General features: G+C 70.7%; 23 protein-coding genes. All 23 read left to right on the top strand.

Annotated elements, in window-relative coordinates; all coding sequences use genetic code 11:
* Position 1: 1 nt before the first annotated feature.
* Positions 2 to 382, top strand: coding sequence for a nuclear transport factor 2 family protein (locus QMF80_RS09135; RefSeq protein WP_283451385.1), 381 nt, complete (start codon positions 2 to 4; stop codon positions 380 to 382).
* A gap of 12 nt (positions 383 to 394) precedes the next feature.
* On the top strand, positions 395 to 2,008 hold the full coding sequence (locus QMF80_RS09130; RefSeq protein WP_283451383.1) for a GMC family oxidoreductase: 1,614 nt from the start codon (positions 395 to 397) through the stop codon (positions 2,006 to 2,008).
* Positions 2,001 to 2,612, top strand: a complete 612-nt coding sequence (locus QMF80_RS09125; RefSeq protein WP_283451381.1) for a DJ-1/PfpI family protein — start codon at positions 2,001 to 2,003, stop codon at positions 2,610 to 2,612. Before QMF80_RS09130 ends, QMF80_RS09125 begins: the two co-directional genes overlap by 8 nt.
* Positions 2,612 to 3,046, top strand: a complete 435-nt coding sequence (locus tag QMF80_RS09120) for a VOC family protein (protein WP_283451380.1) — start codon at positions 2,612 to 2,614, stop codon at positions 3,044 to 3,046. The genes QMF80_RS09125 and QMF80_RS09120 overlap by 1 nt, the downstream gene beginning before the upstream one ends.
* A gap of 1 nt (position 3,047) precedes the next feature.
* Positions 3,048 to 4,868 carry an AGE family epimerase/isomerase gene (locus QMF80_RS09115; protein ID WP_283451378.1) on the top strand — a complete coding sequence of 607 codons (1,821 nt, stop codon included), beginning with the start codon at positions 3,048 to 3,050 and terminating at the stop codon, positions 4,866 to 4,868.
* A gap of 37 nt (positions 4,869 to 4,905) precedes the next feature.
* Positions 4,906 to 5,283, top strand: coding sequence for an STAS domain-containing protein (locus QMF80_RS09110; protein ID WP_283451376.1), 378 nt, complete (start codon positions 4,906 to 4,908; stop codon positions 5,281 to 5,283).
* On the top strand, positions 5,280 to 7,418 hold the full coding sequence (gene glgX, locus QMF80_RS09105) for a glycogen debranching protein GlgX (protein ID WP_283451374.1): 2,139 nt from the start codon (positions 5,280 to 5,282) through the stop codon (positions 7,416 to 7,418). Before QMF80_RS09110 ends, glgX begins: the two co-directional genes overlap by 4 nt.
* 24 nt (positions 7,419 to 7,442) lie before the next feature.
* The gene (locus QMF80_RS09100) at positions 7,443 to 7,754 is read left to right on the top strand and encodes an STAS domain-containing protein (protein ID WP_283451372.1); all 312 of its coding nucleotides are present in this window, start codon (positions 7,443 to 7,445) and stop codon (positions 7,752 to 7,754) included.
* Between the two features lie 8 nt (positions 7,755 to 7,762).
* Entirely contained in the window at positions 7,763 to 8,245 is a 483-nt protein-coding gene (locus QMF80_RS09095; protein WP_283451370.1) for an ATP-binding protein, read from the top strand.
* Between the two features lie 28 nt (positions 8,246 to 8,273).
* Positions 8,274 to 9,548: a PP2C family protein-serine/threonine phosphatase gene (locus QMF80_RS09090; protein WP_283451369.1), complete on the top strand. Its 1,275-nt coding sequence runs from the start codon at positions 8,274 to 8,276 to the stop codon at positions 9,546 to 9,548.
* Positions 9,548 to 10,291, top strand: coding sequence for a MinD/ParA family ATP-binding protein (locus QMF80_RS09085; RefSeq protein ID WP_283451368.1), 744 nt, complete (start codon positions 9,548 to 9,550; stop codon positions 10,289 to 10,291). The genes QMF80_RS09090 and QMF80_RS09085 overlap by 1 nt, the downstream gene beginning before the upstream one ends.
* Before the next feature lie 70 nt (positions 10,292 to 10,361).
* On the top strand, positions 10,362 to 11,102 hold the full coding sequence (locus tag QMF80_RS09080) for a type 1 glutamine amidotransferase domain-containing protein (RefSeq protein WP_283451367.1): 741 nt from the start codon (positions 10,362 to 10,364) through the stop codon (positions 11,100 to 11,102).
* A gap of 34 nt (positions 11,103 to 11,136) precedes the next feature.
* On the top strand, positions 11,137 to 12,630 hold the full coding sequence (locus tag QMF80_RS09075; protein WP_283451365.1) for an aldehyde dehydrogenase family protein: 1,494 nt from the start codon (positions 11,137 to 11,139) through the stop codon (positions 12,628 to 12,630).
* Positions 12,631 to 12,662: 32 nt separating this feature from the next.
* Positions 12,663 to 12,788, top strand: a complete 126-nt coding sequence (locus tag QMF80_RS09070) for an NAD(P)-binding domain-containing protein (protein ID WP_283451364.1) — start codon at positions 12,663 to 12,665, stop codon at positions 12,786 to 12,788.
* A gap of 246 nt (positions 12,789 to 13,034) precedes the next feature.
* Positions 13,035 to 13,517, top strand: coding sequence for a (2Fe-2S)-binding protein (locus tag QMF80_RS09065; RefSeq protein WP_283451362.1), 483 nt, complete (start codon positions 13,035 to 13,037; stop codon positions 13,515 to 13,517).
* A 5-nt stretch (positions 13,518 to 13,522) separates the two neighbouring features.
* Positions 13,523 to 15,931 (top strand): xanthine dehydrogenase family protein molybdopterin-binding subunit, encoded by a 2,409-nt coding sequence (locus QMF80_RS09060; RefSeq protein WP_283451360.1) that lies wholly within the window; start codon positions 13,523 to 13,525, stop codon positions 15,929 to 15,931.
* The gene (locus QMF80_RS09055; protein WP_283451358.1) at positions 15,928 to 16,812 is read left to right on the top strand and encodes an FAD binding domain-containing protein; all 885 of its coding nucleotides are present in this window, start codon (positions 15,928 to 15,930) and stop codon (positions 16,810 to 16,812) included. Before QMF80_RS09060 ends, QMF80_RS09055 begins: the two co-directional genes overlap by 4 nt.
* A 75-nt stretch (positions 16,813 to 16,887) precedes the next feature.
* Positions 16,888 to 18,114, top strand: a complete 1,227-nt coding sequence (locus QMF80_RS09050) for an MFS transporter (protein ID WP_283451356.1) — start codon at positions 16,888 to 16,890, stop codon at positions 18,112 to 18,114.
* Positions 18,111 to 19,595 (top strand): ATP-binding protein, encoded by a 1,485-nt coding sequence (locus QMF80_RS09045; protein ID WP_283451354.1) that lies wholly within the window; start codon positions 18,111 to 18,113, stop codon positions 19,593 to 19,595. The genes QMF80_RS09050 and QMF80_RS09045 overlap by 4 nt, the downstream gene beginning before the upstream one ends.
* Positions 19,596 to 19,607: 12 nt before the next feature.
* Entirely contained in the window at positions 19,608 to 19,949 is a 342-nt protein-coding gene (locus QMF80_RS09040; protein WP_283451352.1) for a nuclear transport factor 2 family protein, read from the top strand.
* Between the two features lie 84 nt (positions 19,950 to 20,033).
* Complete coding sequence (locus QMF80_RS09035; RefSeq protein ID WP_283451351.1) at positions 20,034 to 20,678, top strand: TMEM175 family protein; 645 nt, start codon at positions 20,034 to 20,036, stop codon at positions 20,676 to 20,678.
* A 72-nt stretch (positions 20,679 to 20,750) separates the two neighbouring features.
* Positions 20,751 to 22,034 (top strand): IS701 family transposase, encoded by a 1,284-nt coding sequence (locus tag QMF80_RS09030; RefSeq protein ID WP_283451349.1) that lies wholly within the window; start codon positions 20,751 to 20,753, stop codon positions 22,032 to 22,034.
* A 223-nt stretch (positions 22,035 to 22,257) separates the two neighbouring features.
* The gene (locus QMF80_RS09025) at positions 22,258 to 23,721 is read left to right on the top strand and encodes a GuaB1 family IMP dehydrogenase-related protein (RefSeq protein WP_283451585.1); all 1,464 of its coding nucleotides are present in this window, start codon (positions 22,258 to 22,260) and stop codon (positions 23,719 to 23,721) included.
* The last annotated feature ends 128 nt before the right edge of the window (positions 23,722 to 23,849 follow it).

Raw genomic sequence — 23,849 nt, 5'->3', positions numbered from 1 at the left:
GATGAGCGCGGTGGACGCACGACAGATCCTTGAGAAGTACTACGCGTACGCCAACGCCGGGGACTGGGACCGCTGGTGCGACCTGTTCGCCGACGACCAGGTCATGGACGAGCAGCTCGCCGGTCACATCGAGGGCCTGGAGGTCCTGCGCTCGATGATGAAGGGCATGGGCACGATGTACCGGACCTTCCGCAACGAGCCCCTGCACCTCCTCGTCGACGGGGAGAAGGCCGCGGCCGTCTCTCACCTCAGCGCCGTCAGCGCCTCGGGCGAGCCCGTCGAGGCCGAGGTCATGAACTTCTTCCGGATCGTGGACGGAAAGATCGCCTACATGGCGAACTACCACGACACCGCCCCTTTCCAGGTGCTGAGCCAGGGCTGAGGGGGACGACTCGTGGCCATCGCAGACACCGACGAGTACGACTACGTCGTCGTGGGCGCCGGGACGGCGGGCAGCGTCCTCGCCAACCGGCTCTCCGAGGACCCGGACGTCACCGTCCTCGTCCTGGAGGCGGGCGGCGCCCGGATCCCGCCCGAGGTGGACGACCCGTCCTCCTGGTACAAGCTCCTCGGCGGGCCCGTCGACTGGGGGTACACCAGCGTCCCGCAGCCCGGTCTGGACGGGCGCCGCACGTACGAACCGCGCGGCAAGGCCCCCGGCGGCAGCAGCAACCTCTACATCATGATGCACGTCCGGGGCCACGCCTCGGACTTCGACAACTGGGCCTACCAGGGCGCGGCCGGCTGGGCGTACGAGGACGTACTGCCCTACTTCGCGCTCCTGGAGGCCCAGGAGGACCCGACCGCCCTCACCACCGGCACCCAGGGCCCCCAGCGCATCACCCACGCCGGGCGGCACCACCCCAACCCGGTCTCCCGCGCCTTCATCGACGCGGCCGTGGAACTCGGCCACCAGGAGATCGCCGACTTCAACACCGACGGCCCCCGGCGCGGCCTCTTCGGCACCGGCTGGCACCACATCGACGTCGCGGACGGCCGCCGCCAGGGGACGCTCGCCGCCTATCTGGAACCGGCCCTCCACCGCACCAACCTCACGCTGCGCACCGGCGCCCAGACCACCCGGCTGCTCTTCGACGGGGACACCTGCGCCGGCGCCGAGTACGTCCAGAGCGCGCCGCCCGCCGACTTCCCGGGCCGTACGGTCCACGACGTCCACCGGAGCGCCGCGACCCCCGGAACGCACACCGTCCGGGCCCGGCGCGAGGTGATCGTGGCCGCCGGGGCGATCGAGTCCCCGAAGCTGCTGCTACTCTCCGGGATCGGTCACCCGGACCGGCTGCGCCCGCACGGCATCGCGGTCACCGCCGCGCTGGCGGGGGTCGGCGAGAACTTCCACAACCACGTCCTGACCGGCCTGATGGCCGAGGTCACCCAGGAGCTGCCGGCGCCCGCCCAGAACCTCTCCGAGAGCGCGCTGTTCCTGTCCTCCAGGCCCGGGCTGCCCGCGCCCGACCTGCAGATCGCCTTCGTCCACGTCCCGTTCGACGTGATCGTGGGCCAGAGCCACCCGAACACCGTGTCCATCCTGCCCGGGGTGGTCCGCCCGGTCTCCCGCGGCTGGATCAGGCTGGCGAGCGCCGACCCGCTGGCCCATCCGCTGATCAACCCGAACTACCTGGGAGACCGCTGGGACCTGGAACGGATGGTCCAGGGGGTGAAGCTGGCCCGCGAGATTTTCGCGACCTCCGCCTTCTCGCCCTGGTACAAGCAGGAGCTCCAGCCCGGCCCGGGCGCGGTCACCGACGAGGACCTGCGGGGCTTCGTACGGCGGAAGGCGGAGAGCTACCACCACCAGGCCGGTTCCTGCCGGATGGGCGTCGACGACCTCTCCGTGGTCGACCCCGAGCTGCGGGTGCACGGCGTACGGGGCCTGCGCGTCGTCGACGCGAGCGTGATGCCCGCCGTGCCCTCGGGCAACTGCCACACCGCCATCGCGATGATCGCCGAGCGCGCTGCGGACTTCTTGAAGGGGGGCTCCCGTGTCTGACGTCGTCCTGCGCGAGGGCGCACTGTCCGGGACCCGGATCGCGGTCCTGGTCGAGAGCGACTTCTACGAGCCGGAGATCTTCTACTACCAGCACCGGTTCGCAGAGGAGGGCGCCGAGGTCGACTTCCTGACCCGGCTGTGGGGCAACGACTCCATCACCTTCTCCGGCCACGAGTACCGGGCGCCGTTCACCGCCGACCAGAGCCTCGAAGGGCTCAGCGACGAACAGCTGCGCCGCTACGCGGCCGTGATCGTCCCCTCCGGGATGGTCGCCGACCGGCTGCGCTACACCGAGGACGTCGACCGACTGGCGCCCGCGACCGAGCTGTTGCGCCGGGCCTTCGAGGAGCCGACCGTCATCAAGGGGATCATCTGCCACGGCATGTGGCTGGCTTCCTCGATCCCCGGCACGGTGCGCGGCCGCAAAGTGGTGTGCCACAACAACCTCATCGGTGACGTGCGCAACATGGGCGCGCAGTACGTCGACGAGGACGTGGTCGTGGACGGGGACCTGGTCACCGGCCGCACCGGCGCCCACCACCACCTCTTCGCCCGCCGGATCATCGAACTGATCGCCGCCGGGCGGGGCCGGGGGACCGGCTGATGCCCGGGCCCCTGCGCTTCTCGCACGTGGGCCTGAACTGCGCCGACCAGAAGACCACCGAGGAGTTCTACACCCGGTACTTCGGCTTCGCCCGGGCCCGGGTGGTGGACCTCGGGGACGCCCGGATCGTGTTCCTGCGCCAGGGGGACGCGTACCTGGAACTCTTCGGCGCCGACGCCGATCCGGCGCGCCCGGCACAGGAGGACGGGCCGAAGGCCCCGGGCCGGATACGGCACCTGGCCTTCCAGACCGACAGCGTGGACGCGTTCCTGGCGGAGCTGGGGGACGCGGCGGAGGTGACCCTGGGCCCGCTGGACTTCGACGACTTCGTCTGCGGCTGGCGGACCGTGTGGCTCCGCGACCCCGACGGGGTGATCGTCGAGGTCAGCCAGGGCTACGAGGACGACCGCTCACACGACAAGGACGGTGCATGACATGGCGGATGCCGTGAGCTTCTCCTTCTCCGACACCATCGCGGGCTACGTCGGCCGCTTCGACTCCACCACCCGCGCACTGACGCTGAAGACCGCCGACGGCCGCGCGTTCGCCGTCTCCCTCGCCGGGGACCCCAGCGCCGAGCTGATCCGCAATCTGGACGAGCCCTACGTCGACGCGTCGGGGCACATCGACGAGATGCTCTCGCCGGGCCGGTTCCTCTACGTGTACGGCGTGCACTACCCGGAGAACGGGGGCCGGTTCGAGGCCAAGCGGCTGGTGTTCCTGGGCCGCGGCGCCGAGGACTACCGTTTCGAGGAGCCCAGTTGGTGGGTCAAGCAGATCGAGTCGCTGGCCTCCTTCTACCGGCGCGCCCAGTTCGGCGACGGCCCGGTGGACTTCACGGAGTACCGCACCGAGATCCGCCTCGGCGGGGACAAGACCGCCAGCCACGTTCAGGAGACCGACACGATCTCCCGGCTGGTCTACGGCATGGCCTCGGCCTACCTGCTGACCGGCAAGGACGAGTACCTGGAGGTCGCCGAGCGGGGCACCGAGTACCTGCGCAAGCACATGCGGGTCGTGGACAGCGAGGAGGACGTGGTCTTCTGGTACCACGGCATCAGCGTCGACGGGGACAGTGAACGCAAGCTCTTCACCTCGGAGTTCTCCGACGACTACGACGCGATCCCGATGTACGAGCAGATCTACGCGCTCGCCGGGCCGGTCCAGACGTACCGCGTCACCGGCGACGTACGGATCAAGAACGACGCGGACGCCACCATCCGGCTGTTCGACAAGTTCTTCCACGACGGCGAACTCGGCGGCTACTACTCGCACATCGACCCGATCCTCTTCAGCGCCGACCACGAGTCGCTGGGCGAGAACCGTGAGCGCAAGAACTGGAACTCGGTCGGCGACCACGCCCCCGCCTACCTGATCAACCTGTACCTGGCGACCGGCGAGCAGAAGTACGCCGACTTCCTGGAGTACACCTTCGACACCATCGCGGAGCGGTTCCCGGACTACGAGAACAGCCCGTTCGTCCAGGAGCGCTTCTACCGGGACTGGTCGCACGACACCACCCACAGCTGGCAGCAGAACCGCGCGGTGGTCGGCCACAACCTCAAGATCGCCTGGAACCTGATGCGGATGAACTCGCTGAAGGCCAAGCCCGCCTACGAGGAACTGGCCCGCAGGATCGGCGAGATCATGCCGGAGGCGGGCAGCGACCTCCAGCGCGGCGGCTGGTACGACGTCGTCGAGCGGCTGAAGAGCGGCGATGCCCAGACGTATCGTTTCGCCTGGCACGACCGCAAGGCGTGGTGGCAGCAGGAGCAGGCCATCCTGGCCTACCTCATCCTGCACGGCACCCTCGGTGACGAGGGCTTCCGCCGCGAAGGCCGCCAGGCCGAGGCCTTCTACAACACCTTCTTCCTCGACCACGACGAGGGAGCCGTCTACTTCAACGTCCTGGCCAGCGGGACGCCGTACCTGCTCGGCACCGAGCGGCTCAAGGGCAGCCACTCGATGTCCATGTACCACTCCGCGGAGCTGTGCTACCTCTCCGCCGTCTACAACAACCTGCTCATCAACGGCCGGGAGATGGACTTCCACTTCAAGCCCGACCCGGCCGCCCTGCCCGACCGCGTGCTCCGCGTCTCGCCCGACCTGCTCCCCGCCGGTTCGGTCCAGGTCGCGTCCGTCGAGATCGACGAGAAGCCGTGGACGGACTTCGACGCGGACGGCCTCACCGTGCGGCTGCCCGACGTCCAGGGACGGGTGAAGGTCAAGGTCCGGCTGCGGCCGGTGACCACATGAGCGCTCAACGGGGGCGCCCCGACACGAGGGGAAGACAATGACACTCAGTGTGAAGGAACGCCGGAACAAGGCGGGCACCGTGCTCGTCGCCACCGGTGAGATCAACAGCGAGACCTCCGGGTCGCTGCTCCAGTCGCTGCTGCCGCTGGTCCGCGAGGGCCGCCCGCTGCGCATCGACCTCACCGCCGTCAGCTACGTCTCCAGCGCGGGACTGCGGACCCTCCTCGTCGTCTACCGCGAGGCCCAGCACGCCGGGGTAGCCGTCACCCTCTACGGGGTGAGCGAGGAAGTCCGGTTCGTCATGTCGGCCACCGGCTTCCTGGACTTCTTCGAGACCGGGGAAGCCGCCGCGGCCGAGGCGAAGGCCAGGGCCCGGGCCGGTGCGGGCACCGTCAAGAAACCGGTCGCGCGATGAGCGGGAGCAGCTCCGAGCAGGTGTTCCGCGTCGACGCCTACCCGACCCACGAGGTGGGCGGGTACGGCGTCCGCGCGGGCAAGCCCTTCCCCTTCGGGGCCAACGTGGTCCCCGGCGGGGTCAACTTCTCCGTCTTCTCCGACCAGGCCACCTCGATGGCCCTGGTCCTCTTCAAGCGCGGAGAGCCCGAGCCGATGGCCGAGCTGGAATTCCCCGAGGAGTTCCGGACCGGCAGCGTCTTCTCCATGACCGTCTTCGGCCTCGACCACGAGAACATCGAGTACGGCTACCGGGCCGACGGCCCCTTCGACCCGGTCACCGGCCACCGCTTCGACGCCCGCCAGATCCTCTCCGACCCCTACGCCCGGCTGATCAGCGGCCGGGACGTGTGGGGCGTGGAACCGGACCGGGACCGGGCCTACCAGTACCGCTCGCGGGTCTGCCTCCAGGACTTCGACTGGGGCGACGACATCCCGCCGAAGATCCCCGCCACGGACCTCGTCGTGTACGAGACCCACGTGCGCGGATTCACCCGGCACCCCTCCTCGGGCGTGACGGCCCCCGGCACCTTCGCGGGCCTGCGCGAGAAGATCCCGTACCTCAGGGAACTGGGGGTCAACTGCGTAGAGCTGCTGCCGGTGTTCGAGTTCGACGAGAGCGACAACCCGCGCGACAACCCGGAGACCGGCGAGCACCTCTTCGACTACTGGGGCTACAACACGGTCTCGTTCTTCGCCCCCAAGGCCGGGTACGCGGCCACCGGGCGCTACGGGATGCAGGGCGACGAGTTCCGCACCCTCATCAAGGACCTCCACGCGGCGGGCATCGAGGTCATCCTCGACGTCGTCTTCAACCACACCGCCGAGGGCAACGAGCGGGGCCCGACCATCTCCTTCAAGGGCCTCGACAACGCCACGTACTACATGCTCACGCCCGAGGGGTACTACTACAACTTCAGCGGCACCGGCAACACCGTCAACTGCAACCACCCGGTCGTCCGCAACTACGTGCTCGACTGCCTGCGCCACTGGGTCGCCGACTACCACATCGACGGCTTCCGCTTCGACCTCGCCGCCATCCTCGGCCGGGCCCTGGACGGCACCCCGCTGCCCAACCCGCCGCTGCTGGAACTGCTCGCCTACGACCCGGTCCTGCGGCACACCAAGCTCATCGCCGAGGCCTGGGACGCGGGCGGCCTCTACGAGGTCGGCAACTTCCCGGCCTACGGCCGCTGGGCGGAGTGGAACGGCAAGTACCGCGACACCGTCCGCAGCTTCCTCAAGGGCGACCCGGGCCTCACCGGGGAACTCGCCACCCGGATCGCCGGATCGCCCGACCTGTACACCGGGCGCGGCACCGCCGCCTCCGTCAACTTCCTCACCGCGCACGACGGTTTCACCCTGGCCGACCTGGTCTCGTACAACGACAAGCACAACGAAGCCAACGGCGAGTACAACAACGACGGCGCCAACGACAATCAGAGCTGGAACTGCGGGGCGGAGGGACCCACCGACGACCCCGAGGTCAACCGGCTGCGGCTGCGCCAGATGAAGAACGCCCTCGCCATCCTCTTCACCAGCCAGGGCATCCCGATGCTGCTGTCGGGCGACGAGGTCGGCCGCACCCAGCAGGGCAACAACAACACCTACTGCCAGGACAACGAACTCTCCTGGTTCGACTGGGACCAGGTCGACGACAACGCCGAACTGCTGCGGTTCGCGCGGGAGATGATCGCCTTCCGTAAACACCACCGCGAACTGCGCTCCACCGCCCACCCCACCGGCATCGTCCGCGACCACGTCGGTCTCCCGGACATCAGCTGGCACGGGGAACGGGCCTGGCAGCCCGACTGGTCGCCCGACAGCCGCCTGCTGGCGGTCGCCCGCTGCGGGCCCGCCGACGACGACGTCGTGTACGTCGCCATGAACGCCCACTGGGAGCCGCACGACCTGGAACTGCCCGCGCTCCCCGGGCACCGCAGCTGGCACCTCTTCGCCGACACGAGCGCACGGGCCCCGCACGACATCCGCTCCCCGGGCGGCGAGGCCGCGCTGGAGAACGCGGGCAAGTACCTGATCGGTCCGCGGTCGGTCGTCGTCCTGGTCGGCCGCGCACCGGATCCCGAGACGTCCTGACCGCACGGCCGAAGGAGACCTGACATGCCGCTTTCCGTGTCCCTGAGCATCGAGGGCGACACCACCGTGATCGAGCTGACGGGAGAGCTGGACGCCCACACCGCACCGGACTTCCACCAGACCATCGAGAAGGCCGCCGGCCACGGCACCAGCACCGTCGAGATCCGCATGGCCGGGGTCGGCTACATGGCCAGCGCCGGGCTGCGCTCGCTGGTCTTCGCCCAGCAGAAGGTGGCCAGCCACGTCACCATCAAGGTGGTGGGAGCCATCGAACCGGTCTCCCGGACCATCAGGACGGCAGGCCTGGACCGCAGCATCGTCCTCTCCGATGACTGAGCGCTCCCATGGGCGGTAGCCCGCACCCGGGGGCCCGGCGCACCGGACCGGCCACCGCCGAACCGCCCACCACCGAGCTGCACGTCCCGGCGGCCCTCGGCTCGCTCACCGCCATCGCCCACTTCGTACGGGCGGTGGCGGTACGGTCCGGACTAGACCGGGGGGCCGCCTACCGGCTCCGGCTCGCGGTGGACGAACTGGCGACGAACATCGTGACGCACGGCTACCGGGGCGGCGAGGGACGGATCACCGTCCTGGGCCGGGCCGGGGCCGGCCGGGCGGCGATCGTCCTCCAGGACACCGCACCGGAATTCGACCCGGTCGCCGGACGTCTGCCGCCCGCCACCGACCTGCCGCCCGAGCGGCGCCGGATCGGCGGCCTCGGCATCCACCTCGCCCTCACCAGCGCGGACGAGTTCAGCTACGTACGCAGGGAGGGCCGCAACATCAGCACACTGACCGTCCTCGCGGGTCCGCGGCCTCGGCGATGACACCCACGCAGGCAGACGGGACCGGCCCATGCCCTCCACCACCGTGATCATCCTCGACGAACACCCGCCCCCGCCCCGGGCGCTGATCGCGGCGCTCTCGGCGATGGACGCCGCCGTGGTCGCCCGTACCCTGTCGGAGCTGCTCACCGGTCCACTGGAGGCACTGCCCGTCGCCGACGTGCTGCTCGCCCCGGCCGGGGTGCCGGGGGAGTCCGTACGCTCGGCCGTGCGCAGGCTGCGCCGCTGGGCCGGGGCCCCGATCGTGGTCGTGTGGACCGTGGACGAGTTCGCCGCACTGGAGGAACACGTACGCATCGGGCACGACTACCTCGTGCCCCCCTTCCTGCCCGCACTCGTCGGTGCCCGGCTGCACACCTGCTCCGAACGCGCCGAACTCGGGCGCACCCTGCGCGAGGCCGACGCCCGCGCCGAACTCATGAGCTACGAGAAGGAACTGGAGATCGGCCGGGAGATCCAGGCCGGGTTCCTGCCCGAATCCCTGCCCGTGCCCGACGGCTGGGAGATCGACGTCTGCTTCCGGCCGGCCCGCCAGGTCGCCGGGGACTTCTACGACGTCTTCGAGATCTCCCACCGCCGCCGCCTCGCCGTGGTCGTCGCCGACGTCTGCGACAAGGGCGTCGGCTCGGCGCTCTTCATGGCCCTCATCCGTTCCCTGCTGCGGCACACCGCCGAGAACAGCGGGCTCCAGCACCTGGTGGCCGCCGGGCGCGCGGGCGGCAGCCGGAGCATCCCGGTCGTCGGCGCCACCCCGCTGCTCAACGCGGTCACCGCAACCAACGGCTACCTCACCCGCAACCACCTGCGGCAGGGGTACTTCGCCACCCTCTTCTTCGGGGTGCTCGACCCGCTCACCGGGAGCCTCGTCTACATCAACGGCGGCCACAACCCGCCCCTGCTGCTCAGCGCCGACGGCTCCGGCCCCAGGACGCTGGACGTCACCGGCCCGGCCGTCGGGGTGCTGCCCGACTGCGTCTACACCCTCGGGTACGCCCAGCTCGACCCCGGGGACACGCTCTTCATCTTCACCGACGGGGTCCCCGAGGCCCGGTGCCCGAACGGCACCTTCCTCGGCGAGGAGCGGATGCTCGACCTGCTCGCCCGGACGCCCCTGCGCGGCCGGGACGTGGTCGGCCGGATGGACACCGCGGTGCGGGAGCACACCGGGACCGCGGAACAGCACGACGACGTCACCATGCTGGCCCTGCACCGGCCACCTGCGGCGCGGGGGCCGCACGGGACCGGTACCGGGCCCGCGGCCCGGGCCGAACCGGCGGTGGCCTGATGGCCCGGACCATCGTGGTCCACTCGCACCGCGGCGGCACCGGCAAGTCCACCGTGCTGGCCAACCTCGCGCTGCTGCTCGCCGCGTCGGGCCGCCGGGTCGGGGTGGTCGACACCGACATCCAGTCGCCCGTCCTCGACCTGCTCTTCCGGCTCGGGCCCGGCCCCTCGCTGGCCGACTACCTGCTCGGCCGCTGCGAGATCGAGGCCGCCGCCCGGCCGGCCGACGTCCCCGGGCTGTACGTCGTACCCGCCAGGACCGGCACCGCGGCCCTGCGGGAGATCATGACCACCGGCTACGACGTCGGCCTGCTGCCCGAGGGGTTCGACCGGCTGGCCGACCACTTCGACCTGGACGTGCTGCTGCTCGACACGCACGCCGGGCTCAACAACGAGTCGGTTACCGCCATGGCGAGTGCGGACGTGCTGCTGATCCTGGCGCGGGCCGACCGGATCGACCTCTCCGGGGTCGAGGAGACCATCGCCCTGGCCGGGCGGCTCTCCTGCCGCCGGGCCCTGGTGATGAGCATGGCCCCCCAGGCCGTGGACCCGGCCCGGTTCCGGCGCTGCGCGGAGGAGGTCTACGGCGCTCCGCTGGCCGGGATCCTGCCGTACGCACCGGAATTGGCCGCCCTGTACGGCGAACGCATATTCGCCGAAGCCCATCCCGACCATCCCATGGTCGAAGAATTCCGCACCATCATCGCGGTGCTCGACGCACGTGACGAAGTATCACGTCCCTGAGGACACCCCCTTACGCCCCTTGCGGGGGGCGTGTTGAATCGGCAGCGAATCGGAAACAAGGAGAACAGTCATGAAGATTCTCGTCGTCATGACGGCCAAAGCCACGCTTCACCTGCTGGACGGCGAACAGCACCCCTCGGGATTCTGGGCCGAGGAATTCGTGGTGCCCTACCAGCTGTTCAAGGCCGCCGGGCACGCCGTGGACATCGCGACGATCGGCGGGGCCGCCCCGACGGCCGACCAGACCAGCATCGACGCCGCGTTCCTCCAGTGGGTGCGCCCGCAGGGCTCCGCGGACGACGACGCGGCCAACGCCGCCGAGTACGTCCGGGTCATCGCGGACACCCCGCAGCTGCGGCAGCCGATCGCCCTGGAGACCCTGGGCGAGAAGGACATCGCCGACTACGACGGGATCTACGTCAGCGGCGGCCACGGAGCCATCGGCGACCTGCCCAAGTCCGACGAGCTGGCGCAGATCCTGCGCTGGACCATCGCCCAGGACAAGCCGCTCGCCACGGTCTGCCACGGCCACACCGCGCTGCTCGCGCTGCGCGACGGCGAGGGCCGCTGGCCCTTCGAGGGCTACCGGATGACCGCCTTCTCGCACAGCGAGGAGCTGGTCACCAACATGGCGGGCCGCCTCCCGTTGATCCTGGAGGTCGAACTGACCCGGCTCGGCGCCCGCTACGAGAAGGCCGAGGCGATCTGGGACTCGCACGTGGTCGTGGACCGGAAGCTGACCACGGGGCAGAACCCGTACTCCTCCAGGGCCCTCGCCGAGACGTTCCTGCACCAGCTCCAGCAGGGGTAGTACCCCCGCCCGCACCCGATACCGGAAGGCAGCCATGACCAAGCGTCAGCTCAAGGGCCGGCCCCTGGCCAACCCGGGGAAACTGTTCATCGGCGGCGCCTGGGTCGAAGCCCGGGACGGCCGGACCGAGCCGGACATCAGCCCGGTGGACGGACAGGAGATCGTGCCGGTGGCCCAGGCCGCCGCCGCCGACGCGGACGCGGCCGTGGCCGCCGCCCGCACGGCGTACGAGGAAGGCCCCTGGAGCAGACTCTCCGCGCAGGAGCGGGCGCTCAGGCTGAACCGGGTCGGCGAGCTGATCGAGCGGGACCTGGAGGAGATAGCACTGCTGGAGACCGTGGACATGGGCAAGCCGTTCGCGTTCTCCAGCACCGTGGACGCACCCATGGCCGCCCAGCTCATGCACTACTACGCCGGGGCGGTCACCCGGGTCGAGGGCTCCTCGCGGGCCCCGGCGGGCGGGCAGCTCGCCTACACGCTGCGGGAGCCGGTCGGGGTGGTCTGCGCCATCACGCCCTTCAACTTCCCGCTGCTGCTGTCGATGACGAAGATCGCGCCGGCCCTCGCGGCGGGCAACGTGGTCGTGCACAAGCCCTCCCCGGCCACCCCGCTCACCGCGCTGAAGATCGCCGAACTCTTCCAGGAGGCGGAGATCCCGGACGGGGTGCTGAACGTGATCACCGGCCCCGGGGTGGAACTGGGCGAGACCCTGACCGGCCACCCGGGCATCGACAAGATCGCCTTCACCGGGTCCACCGTCGTCGGCCAGTCCATCATCCGCAGGGCCGCCGGCACCCTGAAGAAGGTCACGATGGAACTCGGCGGCAAGTCCGCCAACATCGTCTTCGCCGACGCCGACCTCGACGCCGCCGAGGAACTCGCCTTCTTCGGCATCTACTACAACAAGGGCGAGATCTGCACCGCGGGCTCGCGGCTGCTGCTCCAGCGGCCCGTCCACGACGAGATGGTCGAGCGCCTGGTGCGCCGGGCGGCCGCCCTGAAGCCCGGGGACCCGCGCGACCCGGCCACGCTCTTCGGGCCGCTGGCACACCAGGGCCAGTACGACAAGGTCAGCTCCTACATCGAGATCGGCCAGAAGGAAGGCGCCGTCCTGCGGGTCGGCGGCACCGGCTGGACCCCCGAGGGCGCCTCCTCGGGCTTGTCGGGGGGCCTGTACTTCCTGCCGACGGTCTTCACCGGAGTGGACAACGGGATGCGGATCGCGCAGGAGGAGATCTTCGGACCCGTCCTGTCGATCATCCCCTTCGACACCGAGGAGGACGCCGTACGCATCGCCAACGACAGCGCGTACGGCCTCGCCGCCGGGGTCCACACCAGGGACCTGCGCCGGGCCCACCGGGTCGCCTCGCAGATCAAGGCCGGGACGGTCTGGGTCAATTGCTACAACCAGTACGACCCCTCGGTGCCCTACGGCGGCTACAAGGCCTCCGGCTTCGGCCGCGAGTGCGGACCGGAGTCCTTGGAGAGCTACACCCAGACCAAGTCGGTCTGGATCGGCATGGACTGACACCACCCGGCCCACCACCGACAGGGGACCCCATGAACACCGGCATCATCGGTACCGGACGGATCGGCTCCACCCTCGCGCGGATCCTGGTCGCGGCCGGGCACCAGGTGGTCCTCGCCAACGCGCGCGGACCGCACGCCCGGGCGCCCGCGTCGTGAAATCCCTCAACACCATGCATGGTGAGACGCTCGGCGTCGCCGGAACCGCACCCGGCACCACACCGTCCCAGCGCCTCGCGCATTACACGGCGGCGACGACGGGAAAGCCAAGGAAATCGTCGCGGTAATCATCGCCGATCTCGGATTTGCCGCAGTCGACACCGGACCACTGCATTCCGGAGGAATTCTCCAGCAGCCCGGCGGTCCCCTCTTCAACCGGCCGCTCACGGAAGCGCAGGCCTTTGCATGAATGTCACACTGAAAGTGAACGGGGTCGCGGAACACTTCGCGGCGGAGCCCCACGAACTGCTCGTCGAGCGGCTGCGCGACGGGCTCGGCCTCACCGGCACCAAGATCGGCTGCGACACCGGCCAATGCGGTTCCTGCGTGGTGCGGCTCGACGGGAAGTCCGTCAAGAGCTGCCTCGTCATCACCGTCGCCGCGGCGGGCTCCGAGGTGTCCACCATCGAAGGGGTCGCGGGCCCCGGTGGTGAACTGTCCGCACTCCAGGAGGCCCTGCGCCAGGAACACGGCACCCAGTGCGGCTTCTGCACCCCCGGCATGGTCATGGCGCTCGGCGAACTCGTCGAGTCCGCCGCCGGCGCCGCCGCCCCCACCGAGCCCGAGATCCGCGAATGGCTCACCGGGAACCTCTGCCGCTGCACCGGCTACCACAGCGTCGTCCGGGGCGTACAGCGCGCCTGCGCGACGTCGAGACAGGAGGGGTGAAGCCCATGACCACTGTGACGGGGACCGCACTCCACACAACGGGCCCGCTCGGACAGCCCCTCGACAGCCGCGAGGACCCGCAGCTGCTGCGCGGCGAAGCCACCTACATCGCGGACATCGACCTGCCCGGCACCGCCCACATGGCGATCCTCGGCAGCGAGGTGGCGCACGCGAAGATCCTCGTGATCGACACCAAAGCCGCCGAACAGCTCCCCGGCGTCCTCAAGGTGGCCACCGCCGCCGACTTCGCCGACCTGATGCCGCTGCCCTGCATCTGGATACCGGGCGGGGTCGAGAGCCATTTCCCGCCCCACCCCTACGGACTTCCGGGCGCCCGCCCGGTGCTCACCGGCGACGCCGTGCGCCACGTCGGCGACCCGATCGCGGTGGTCGTCGCCGAGACCGAACGCCAGGCCGTGACCGCGCTCGCCGCCATCAGCGTGGAGTACGAGCCGCTGCCCGTGGTCGTCCGGGCCGACCACGCGCTCGCCGAGGGCGCACCGCAGCTCCACGAAGCGGTCCCCGGCAACCTCAACGCGTACTGGACCTGCGGCGACAAGGACCGCACCGACGCGGCCGTCGCCGACGCCGAGGTCGTCGTGGAGCTGGACCTGGTCAACCAGCGCACCATCAACAGCCCCATCGAACCGCGCGGCGCGGTCGGCGACTACAACCGGGCCACCGGCGAGTACACCCTCTACGCCTCCACCCAGGGCCCGCACAACCACCGCTTCCTGCTCTCCGCGCTGGTCCTCGGCATCCCCTTCAACAAGCTCCGGGTGATCGCCCCGACCGTCGGCGGCAGCTTCGGCACCAAGGGGTACCTGTACCCCGACATGGCCCTCGTGCTGGTCCTCGCCAAGGCCCTCGGCCGACCGGTGAAATGGGTCGACACCCGGACCGGGCTGATGAACTCCACCGTCCAGGGCCGCGACCACCGCCAGCACGTCACCCTCGCCGGCACCCGCGACGGCCGGATCACGGCGGTGCGCTGCACCAGCTACGCCAACCTCGGCGCGTACCCCTCCACCATCGGCCCCGGGGTGGCCACCGCCCTGATGGGCCGCTCCATCAGCGGCATGTACGACATCGACGCCGCCTTCTGCGAGGTCTACGCCGCCTTCACCAACACCGTCCCGCTCGGTGCCCAGCGCGGCAGCGGCCGCGCCGAGGCGGCCTTCCTGATGGAACGCCTGGTGGACCGGTACGCCGGGGAGATCGGCATGGACCCGGCCGCCGTGCGGCGCAAGAACCTGGTCCCGGCCGAGAAGTTCCCGTACGACAACGGCCTCGGCTGGACCTACGACTCCGGGAACTACCAGGAGAACTTCGACCGGGCCCTGGAACTCTCCGGCTACGCCGACATGCCCGCGCGCAAGGCCGAGGCCCGCACCCGCGGCAAGCGCCTCGGCGTCGGCCTCGCCACCTACGTCGCGGTCTGCGGGGTCGGCCCCTCCACCCGGATGTCCAAGGAGGGCATGCTCGGCGGCACCTGGGAGAGCGCCAACATCCGGGTCCACCCGACCGGCGAGGTCACCGTCACCGTGGGTTCCGCCTCCACCGGCCAGAGCCACGGCACGGTCTTCGCACAGGTCGCCGCGGACGAACTGGGCATCGACGTGGACTCCGTCAACGTCTACGAGGGCGACACCCTCAAGGCCCCCTACGGCCAGGGCACCTACGGCAGCCGCTCCTACAGCATGGCCGCCCCCGCCATCGCCCTCACCGCCCGCAAGATCAAGAGCAAGCTGGTCCGGGCCGGGGCCGTCTTCCTGAACGTCCCGCAGGACAAGGTGGTCTACGCCGACGGCAAGGTCTTCGAAGAGGGCAACGAGAGCAACGTCAAGACCTTCGCCGAACTCGCCATGGCCATGTGGTACGGCTGGGGACTGCCCCCCGAGATCGAACCCGCGCTCGACGAGACCACCCACTTCGACCCGCCGGACTTCAACTACCCCTTCGGCAGCCACGTCGCCGTCGTCGAGGTCGACGAACTCACCGGCGAGACCGAGGTGGTGGCCTACACCGCCGTCGACGACGCGGGCAACATCGGCAACCCGAAGGTGGTCCTCGGCCAGATCGAGGGCAGCATCGTGCACGGCCTCGGCCAGGCCCTGATGGAGGCCGCCGCATACGACGACCAGGGCCTCCTGATCTCCGCCGACCTGCGCGACTACGCCCTGCCCCGGGCCGCCGACGTGCCCTTCTTCGCCCTCGACAAGACCTGCACCCCCAGCCCGCACAACCCGCTGGGCGCCAAGGGCGCGGGGGAGATCGCCACCGTGCCGCCCGCCGCCGCCGTGGTCAACGCGGTCGTGGACGCCCTCTCCGACCTCGGGGTCCGCCACATCGACATGCCCCTGACCCCGGAGAAGGTCTGGCGCCGCCTGCGCGGAGAAGGAGCCGACCAGTGATCCTCACCGAATTCGACTACGCCCGGCCCGACAGCGTCGCGCAGGCACTGACCCTCCTCGCGGGAACCCCGGGCGCCCGGATCCTCGCCGGTGGCCAGAGCCTGCTCCCCGGCCTGCGCACCGGGGAGGCCGACGCGGGCAGCCCCAAGGGTCCGGCCGGCTCCGGCGGCCCGGGGCCCCGCCTCCTGGTCGACGTACGACGGCTGGAGGAGCTGCGCGGCATCGAGCGCACCCCCGACGGGCTGCGCATCGGCGCGCTCACCACCCTCGCCGAACTCGCCGCCGACCCCCTGGTGCTGACCGAGGCGCCCGAACTGGCCGCCGCCGCCCGGGCCAACGGCGACCCGCAGGCCAGGAACCTCGGCACGGTCGGCGGCAACCTCGCCGCACCCGGCCGGGCCACAGACCTCCCGGTCGCCGCCCTGTCCACCGGGGCCCTGGTCGAACTCGCCCGTCCCGGGCGAACCAGCCGGTCCACGCTCACCGCCGAACGGTTCACGGCGGCCGGAACTCCGCCCGCCGCCCTGCTGACCGCCCTGCTCGTACCCGCCGCCGGGATGGCCGGGGCCTTCGAGAAGACCGCGGACCGGGCCACCCGCTACCCGGTCTGCGCGGTCGCCGTACGCATCACCCCCGAGGGCCCGCGGATCGCGGTCACCGGGGCCACCGCCCGGCCGCGGCGGCTGCCCGGGGTCGAGGAACGGCTGCGTGGCCTCGACGACTACCCGACACCGGCCGTGCTGGCGGCCTTCCGCGCCGAACCACGGGACCTGTTCGTGCCCGGACGCGGCACGTCGGCCGAGTACCTCGGCCACCTCGCGGGAGTACTGACCGCCCGGGCCCTGGCCAGGGCCCGGGCCGCATGGACCGCGCTCGGCTGAGCGCGACCGGGAACCACGGACCACGGGGGAGTGAGAACAGTGGCCCACCTGCCCAAGACGACCAGGGGAGTGACGGTGCACCCTGCAGCCGAGGACCCCGCGGCCCCCACAGGCTCCGGCTTCTGGGTGATCGGCGCGGTCCTGGTGCTCCTGATGCTCTCCTCCTCCGTGCCCTCCGCCCTCTACGTGCTCTACCAGGAGAAATGGGACCTCTCCTCCGCCACCATCACGGTCGTCTTCGCCCTCTACGCCGTCACCGTGCTCGCCGGACTGCTGCTCTTCGGCTCCCTCTCCGACACCCTGGGGCGGCGCCCGGTCCTCGCCGCCGGACTGGTCCTCGCCATCGTCTCCATGGGCCTGTTCGCCGGCGCCCGGGGCCTCGGCTGGCTGCTGGCCGCGCGCGCCGTCCAGGGCCTCGCCGTCGGACTCGCCACCGGAGCCATGGGCGCCGGCCTCCTCGAACTGGCGCCCCGCGCCCGGCCCGCGCTCGGCGCCCAGGTCAACAGCGCCGGACCCACCGTCGGCATCGGGCTCGGCGGCCTCGGCGCGGGACTGCTCGTGCAGTACGGGCCCGCCCCCACCGTGCTCAGCTACCTGCTGCTCATCGGGGCCTTCGCCGTCACCCTGATCGGGGTGGCCCGGATGCGCGAGAGCGCCCCCGGCGCCGCCCGGCGCGGCGGTTTCGCACTCAGCCCGCACCGGATCAGCGTCCCCGCCCCGGTCCGCGGCCGCTTCGCCGTCCTGGTCCTCACCATCGTCGCCGTCTGGTCGGTCGGCGGCTTCTACCTCTCCCTCGGCCCCCACCTGGCGCTCTCCCTGCTCCAGAGCGCCAACTACCTCGTCGGCGGCGCCACCGTCGCCCTGCTGGCGGGCGCCGCCACCACCGCCCAGCTGCTCCTCGGCCGCGCCGAGGCCCTGCGCACCGCCGTCATCGGCCTCTGCGGGCTGCTCGCCGGGCTCGCCCTGGTCCTGGCCGCCCTCGGGCTGGGCTCGGCCACCGTGTTCCTCATCGGCACCACCGTCCTCGGTGCGGGCTGGGGCGCGGCCTTCCTCGGCTCCTTCCGGGCCCTGAGCGCCCTCGCGGACCCCGCGCACCGAGGGGAACTCACCGCCGCGGTCTACGTGTTCGCCTACCTCGCGATGAGCGTCCCGGCCGTGCTCGCCGGACTGCTCACCACCGTCCACGGGCTGCACCGCACCTCGGTCGGCTTCATGGCCGCCGTCGCCGCCGTGTGCGCGGTGGCCCTGCTGGTGACCCTGCGACTGGCCGCCCGCACCCGGGCCGAGGGGAGTACGGCATGAACGGGCCCGACCTGCGCACCGCCCTGAGCGGCCTGGAGATCTTCGCCGCGCTCACCCCCGACCAGCTCGACTGGCTGGTCTCGGTGTCCCGACCGAAGGTGCTCGGCGACGGGGAGGTGCTCTTCCGCGACGGCGAGGAGGCCACCGGTTTCCACGTGCTGCTCTCCGGCGGCCTGGTCGTCACCAAGGTCGTCGACGGCCGCGAGGAGGTGCTCACCCGGCACTCCGCCGAGGAGGAGAGCGCCGCCGCCGAGGAACACGACGGCAAACCCTCCGCCGCGCACCGGTTCACCGGCGAACTGCCGCTGCTCACTGACGGGTCGTACGTGGCCACCGCGGCCGCCAGCGGGCCCGCCACCACCGTCGTCGGCTACCCGAAGCCGGTGTTCTTCGAGATGCTGACCCGCTGCCACGGGGTGGCGGCGGTCCTCCTGCCGGTGCTGGCCTGGCGGATCAAGTCCTCCGAGATCCAGGCCCGCAAACGGGCCACCGTCGAGGCGCTCGGCACCCTCGCGGCGGGTCTGGCCCACGAGCTGAACAACCCGGCCGCGGCCGTGGCCCGGGCCGCCCAGGAGCTGGCGCCCGCCCTGGACCGGCTCACCCGGACCGCGCGGTCCTGGGGCGCGGCGGCCACGGGCCCCGAGAGCGCCGTAATGGACCGGCTCGCCGACGAGCTGGACAAGGTCCCGCCGCCCGCCACCACCGATGCGCTGGCCCAGGCCGACGCGGAGGAGGAGATCTCCGACTGGGCCGAGGAGGCGGGCGTGGAGCGGCCCGGTCTGCTCGGCGCGGGCGTCTCGGACCTCGGGCTGGAGCTGGGCTGGCTGCTCGAACGGCTGGAGGGGGTGGGGGAACCGGCCCTGCCCGCCGCCCTCGACCATCTGGCCGCCGTGCTCGAAACACGGGCGCTGGCGGCCGAGTTGCGGGCGGCCGGCCCCCGGATTTCCCAGCTCGTCTCGGCCACCCGGGACTACGCCAATCTCGACCGGGCGCCCGAGCAGCGCTTCGCGGTGACCGACGGACTGGAGAACACGCTGGTCGTGCTGCGGTCCAAGCTCTCCGGAATCAGCGTCGTACGTGCGTACGCGTCGGGGCTGCCCGAACTGACGGGCTATCCGAGCGAGTTGAACCAGGTGTGGACGAACCTGGTCGACAATGCCGCCGAGGCCATGGAGGGCTCGGGGGTGCTCACCCTGCGGGCCCGCGCCGAGGGCGTGTGCATGGTCGTGGAGATCTCCGACACGGGCCGGGGCATCCCCGAGCGTTCGCTGCCCCGGATCTTCGAGCCCTTCTACACCACCAAGGACGTCGGCAAGGGCACCGGACTGGGCCTGCACCTCAGCTACCGCATCGTGACCCAGCGCCACCACGGCTCGATCACGGCGCGGTCCCGGCCGGGGGAGACCCGCATGGTGGTCCGGCTCCCGCTGGCCCCGGCCCCGCTCGCCGATCCCACCGCACCACCCCTGCCCCCCAGTTGAAACGGAGTCGACATGGCCACGTACGACATCGCCACGCTGCACCCGGTCTTCGTCCGCCAGATGGACGCGCTGGCCGCCCTGGACATAGAAGCGGTGATGAAGAACTACACGGACGACGCCGTGCTCCTTCGATTCGAAGGCGCCTCTGTCGGAATAGAGGCGGTACGGGAGACCTTCACCGGCTATCTCACCCTGAAGCCCACGCTGGTCGAACTCCAGGAGTACATCGAGACGGAGGACACGATCTTCTACCGCGCGATCATGAATCTCAACGGCGAACCTGAGCACGTGTTCGGGACGCTCGTCGTCCGGGATGGCCGGATCTGGCGCCAGACCGCCGGGTTCGGAGGCTGACGCCCGATATCTGGGTAGCGTGTGCGGGGAGGGTGGGGGAAGCGCCCTCCCCGGCACGTGGAACAGTTGGGCAAAGGGGAGGTCATGGAATCGGAAACCGGCCGCGTCGAGGCATTCAGCGACGGCGTGTTCGCCATTGTCATCACCATTCTGGTATTGGAGATCAAGGTCCCGGAAGAAACGGGATCGGAACTCTGGCACGGTTTGTGGGAACAATGGCCGCACTATGCGGCGTATGTGGTGAGCTTCCTCATCATCGGTGTCATGTGGGTGAACCACCACACCATCTTCATTCACCTGAAGAAGGTCGACCGGCCCCTGCTCTTCCTCAATCTCCTGGTACTGATGGTGGTTTCGGTGATCCCCTGGACCACCTCCGTCCTCGCCGAACACCTGGACGACGGTGATTCAGCCAACGCGGCCGCCATTCTCTACAGTTCATGGACCGTGGTCTACGCCCTCGCGTACCTGGGCTTCTGGTGGTACGTGACGCGCGTAGGGCACCTCTTCCACGAACACGTGGACCGCGCGGGGGCCCGGGCGACCCGGATGCGCTTCGGCCTGGGAGCCATCGCCTACCCCTGTACCGTCATCCTGTCCTTTTTCTCCGCACCGCTCACTCTGGCCGCACACTTCGTCATCGCGCTCTACTATGCGGTGAACCAGATCCCCATCCCCCTCGTGGTAGCGGATGAGCGGCTCGAAAGCACCAGCGACCTCATGAAGTAGCCACAGGGGCCTACGGCCGATCTCACCGGTCAAGTAGGGTATTGGATCTAGCTGGTCGCGGGGGAGGCCCGGATGACTCGCGTAGTTCTGCCGGAGGAATCCGCCAAGGATATCTCCGAATTGATCGACGTGCTGATCTCTCTGTTCTTCGAGTCCTTACCCCGGCGGGACCAGCGAAACTGGGCCCGCGTATATCTGAACGGCCTCGTGCGGACCAGCGGCAAGAAGACCATCCGCAATATCGCGGGAACCGGCGCGAGTTCCGTCGAGCAGAGTCTCCAGCAGTTCATCAGCAAGTCCCCCTGGGACTGGACTCCGGTACGTCGCTCACTCGCCCAGCACCTCGAACGCACCGCCCAGCGCCCGCTGGCCTGGGTGGTGCAGCCCATGGTCATCGAGAAGGCGGGCGACCGTTCGGTGGGTGTCGGCCGCCAGTTCGTCCCGCAGCTCGGCCGTACCGCCAACTGCCAGCAAGCGGGAGGCATCTGGCTCGCCTCCAGCGAGGCCAGCTTCCCCGTCGAATGGACCCTCACCCTCCCCGGGCCCTGGACCAGCGAACTCCTGCACCGGCGCCGCGCCGGGATCCCCGACACGGCCCGCTCGCTCACCCCCGCGCAGGACGCCGTGCACGCCGTCCAGCGCATGGCCGCCAGCTGGCAGTTGCAGCGCAGACCGGTCGTGATGGAGGTCGCCAACACCGACATCGCGCACACCATCGAGGCCTTCTCCCTTCAGGACATCCCCTTCGTTCTGAAGGTGGACGGTTCCCTGCCGGTCTCCTTCGGGGGCGCGGGCCGCCACAAACCGGGCCCGCACACCGTCCCCGCCCGCGAGCTCATCGACTCCCTGCGCTCACAGCGCCGGGTCGTCGAATGGACCCGGCACGGCCGGGGCGAGGGCGCCGTGACCCTGCTGACCGCAGCGGCCGTCCTCGGCACCCCCGCGGAGGACCGGACGCTGCCCGCCCCGGTGGCCCCGCTGCTGCTCGTCGGGGCCTGGACGGAGGCCGCGCTGATGCCCTCGGAGTTCTGGATCACCAACATCGGGGACCGGCCGCTCGCCCAGCTCTTCCTGCTGGCCAAACTCACCGACCGGGTCTCGCTCGACTTCGCCGGGATCTGCGAACCCGTGGGCATCCGGGACTTCGAAGGGCGCTCCTTCCGGGGCTGGCACCACCACGCCACCCTCGCCAGCGTCGCCCACGCCGCGACCCTGCTCGGCGCGCGCGGCCGGGCCGCGCCCGATCCGTACTCCGGACCGGTCCGGACCCCCGGTCCGCCCCGGACCACCCCCGCGGTGCTGCCGTCCCGGCCGCTGATACCGGGCCAGGCGACCCGCCGGGAGTTCATCCGCTGACCCTCTGACCTGGTCGTCCTGTAGCGCTACGCGCGTGGCGCGCCCGGCCGGGCGCTGATTGAACAGGAGCGTGCGTCCGGGCCGGGACCAAGGTCCCGTAGGAAAGAACCACTCGGCCCGGTACGTCCTGGACGATCGACCCGGCCCCGACCGGCGCGGGGCATGGGAGAATGAAGTACGTGCGTTTCCTCGGCTGCCCCTCCAGGGCAAGCGGGCCCCTCCGATCGACTGGGATGTTCAGCACGTGCGTTTCCTCAATGACCTGAAGCCGCCGTACGACCTGACGTACGACGATGTGTTCATGGTGCCCAGCCGTTCCGCGGTGGGCTCCCGCCAGGCCGTCGACCTCTCCTCCCCCGACGGCACCGGCACCACCATCCCCCTGGTGGTCGCCAACATGACCGCGATCGCGGGCCGCCGGATGGCCGAGACCGTCGCCCGCCGCGGCGGCATCGTCGTCATCCCGCAGGACATCCCGATCGAGATCGTCACCGATGTCATCGCCTGGGTGAAGACCCGCCACCACGTGCTCGACACCCCGATCACGCTGGCCCCCACGCAGACCGTCGCCGACGCGCTGTCCCTGCTGCCCAAGCGGGCCCACGGCGCCGGTGTCGTCGTCGACGCCGACAACCGTCCGATCGGTGTCGTCACCGAGCACGACCTGTCCGGCGTGGACCGCTTCACCCAGCTCTCCGAGGTCATGTCGAAGGAGCTGCTGCTCATCGACGCCGACATCGACCCCCGCCAGGCCTTCAACCAGCTCGACGCCGGTCACCGCAAGCTGGCCCCGGCCGTCGACAAGGACGGGCGCCTCGTCGGCATCCTCACCCGCAAGGGCGCCCTGCGCGCCACCCTGTACACCCCCGCCACCGACGCCAACGGCAAGCTGCGCATCGCGGCGGCCGTCGGCATCAACGGCGACTTCGCGATCAAGGCGAAGCAGCTGCTGGACGCGGGCGTGGACACCATCGTCATCGACACGGCCCACGGCCACCAGGAATCGATGATCAACGCGATCAGGACCGTGCGGGCGCTCGACCCGAAGGTCCCGATCGTCGCGGGCAACATCGTCGCCGCCGAGGGCGTCAAGGACCTCATCGAGGCGGGCGCGGACATCATCAAGGTCGGTGTGGGCCCCGGCGCCATGTGCACCACCCGCATGATGACCGGCGTCGGCCGCCCGCAGTTCTCCGCGGTCATGGAGTGCGCGGCCGAGGCGAAGAAGCACGGCAAGCACGTCTGGGCCGACGGCGGCGTCCGTCACCCGCGCGACGTGGCCATGGCGCTCGCCGCCGGTGCGTCCAACGTGATGATCGGCTCCTGGTTCGCCGGTACGTACGAGTCTCCGGGCGATCTCCAGCAGGCGGCCGACGGCCGTCTGTACAAGGAGTCCTTCGGCATGGCCTCCGCGCGCGCCGTGCGCAACCGCACCTCCGAGGAGTCCGCCTACGACCGCGCCCGCAAGGCGCTGTTCGAGGAGGGCATCTCCACCTCCCGCATGTTCCTCGACCCGGCCCGCCCGGGCGTCGAGGACCTGATCGACTCGATCATCGCGGGCGTCCGCTCCTCCTGCACCTACGCCGGTGCGGGCTCGCTCGCCGAGTTCGAGGAGAAGGCCGTCGTCGGCATCCAGTCCGCCGCCGGTTACGCCGAGGGCAAGCCGCTGCACGCCAGCTGGAACTAGCCGGGCACTGGCCCTTCCCCCGGTGCGCCCACCCCGTGGCCCCCGGCCCGTCCCCTCGTGGACGGGCCGGGGGCCACGGTCGTCGTCAGCCGAGGCCCTGTCCGGCAGACGCGGGCCGGCCCCGACGC

The organism is Streptomyces sp. G-G2, from assembly GCF_030063135.1.
In the GTDB taxonomy this organism is placed as follows: domain Bacteria; phylum Actinomycetota; class Actinomycetes; order Streptomycetales; family Streptomycetaceae; genus Streptomyces.
Note: the sequence above shows the minus strand (reverse complement) of the source record. Positions and strands in the feature narration are given on the sequence as shown.